The sequence below is a fragment of the Leptolyngbya sp. AN10 genome, assembly GCF_050565645.1.
Lineage (GTDB): Bacteria > Cyanobacteriota > Cyanobacteriia > Leptolyngbyales > Leptolyngbyaceae > Leptolyngbya.
The window spans coordinates 1-1,520 of sequence record NZ_JBNXVP010000099.1 but is presented as its reverse complement, the minus strand read 5'-3'; the positions used below and the strand labels follow the sequence as shown (position 1 = coordinate 1,520).

The following is a 1,520-nucleotide window of genomic DNA, read 5'->3' as shown; positions in this document are numbered from 1 at the left end:
GATGCCTGTCTAGGTGTTAAATCCAGTTCATAGGAAATATCTTGTTCCCTCGATTGCTTGAACGATACAGCAGATGCGATCTCATTTCTGAGCCGCCATTAAAGTGGAGAGATGACCAGTCTCAGCGGGCAGGGAGAAAACAGATGTTAGCACCAATCTTTGATGCGTTTATCCAGGAAAGTGCCATCAGCGTGATGATGCGAGGGATGATGGAACGCATTTTCCGTCCCGAACGGATGGATGAATTGTTTGAGCGACATGCCCAGGTGCAATATACGCGAGAGTTATTGTTTTCCAGCGTGGTGAATCTATTGAGTTTGGTGGTGTGTGGGATACATCCGTCGGTGAATGCGGCATACAAAGCCAAAGCCCAAACGTTGAATGTGCAGCGAGCAGCGGTCTATCAGAAACTGAATGGGGTGGAACTCGAAGTCAGTGCAGCAGTATTGCGAGAAACGGCAAAAGAACTGAGCAGCTTGATTGAACAGATGGGTGGACAAGCTGCGCCATTGCTCGCAGGCTACTCAGTGCGAATCCTGGATGGCAATGCTTTAGCAGCAACTGAACATCGCTTAGAGGTGCTACGTTCGGTTGCGGCAGCTCCGTTACCCGGAAAATCACTGGTTGTACTCGACCCAGAGTTGCGACTAGCCGTGGATCTGTTTCCCTGTGAGGATGGACATGCTCAAGAACGGCGGTTATTTAAGTCGGTGTTAGCGACGGTTGAGTCACAACAACTGTGGATTGCAGACCGCAATATGTGTACGCTGGAATTTCTGTGCGGGATTGAGCAACGCCAAGCTGCCTTTGTGATTCGAGAACATCAAATGCTGCCTTGGAGCGCTCTAGATGAATTGCAGTTTGTGGCAAAAGTAGAAGCAGGAGAGCTTTGGCAACAGAACATTGAACTCCAGTATGCAGGACACAACGTGCAACTGCGCCGCATTGTGCTGCGATTAAAGGCTCCAACCCGGCACGGAGATCGCGAAATTGTCGTGGTAACCAATTTACCCAAGCCAGTGGCAGATGCCATTGTCATCAGTCAACTGTATCGTGAGCGCTGGCAAGTTGAAGGATTATTCCTCACCGTGACAACGAATTTTGAAGCTGAAATTGAAACGTTAGCTTATCCCAGAGCCGCGCTGTTTAGCTTTGCTCTAGCATTAGTGACTTACAACATTCTAGCAACACTCAAAGCGGCTTTAGCCAGTGTTCATGGGGTGGAAAAAGTAGAAGCTGCTTTATCTGATTTCTATGTTGTTGATGAAGTTCAAAGTGTTTATCGCGGCATGATGATTGCGGTTCCACTTGAACATTGGCGATGCTTTCACGCGATGCCACTCTCTGAGCTAGCAGTGCTGCTTAAACAGTTAGCGGCACAAGTCAATTTGAAGCGGTTTCTCAAGCAACCCAGAAAAAGTAAATCGAAGACCCCACCGAGAGTAAGAGACCCAAAACACCCACATGTTTCAACGGCAAAACTTTTATCCAACGACTAATTAACACCTAGACAGGCATCG

Annotated in this window: 1 protein-coding gene; it reads left to right on the top strand. The window is 48.1% G+C overall.

Features of this window, described 5'->3' with window-relative positions:
- Positions 1-143 precede the first annotated feature (143 nt).
- Positions 144-1,499 carry a transposase gene (locus tag ACQ4M5_RS41680; RefSeq protein ID WP_430681678.1) on the top strand — a complete coding sequence of 452 codons (1,356 nt, stop codon included), beginning with the start codon at positions 144-146 and terminating at the stop codon, positions 1,497-1,499.
- Positions 1,500-1,520: the final 21 nt, after the last annotated feature.

Coding starts and splice junctions, on each gene's coding strand:
- ACQ4M5_RS41680 (WP_430681678.1), top strand. CDS start 144: ATGTTAGCACCAATCTTTGATGCGTTTATCCAGGAAAGTGCCATCAGC.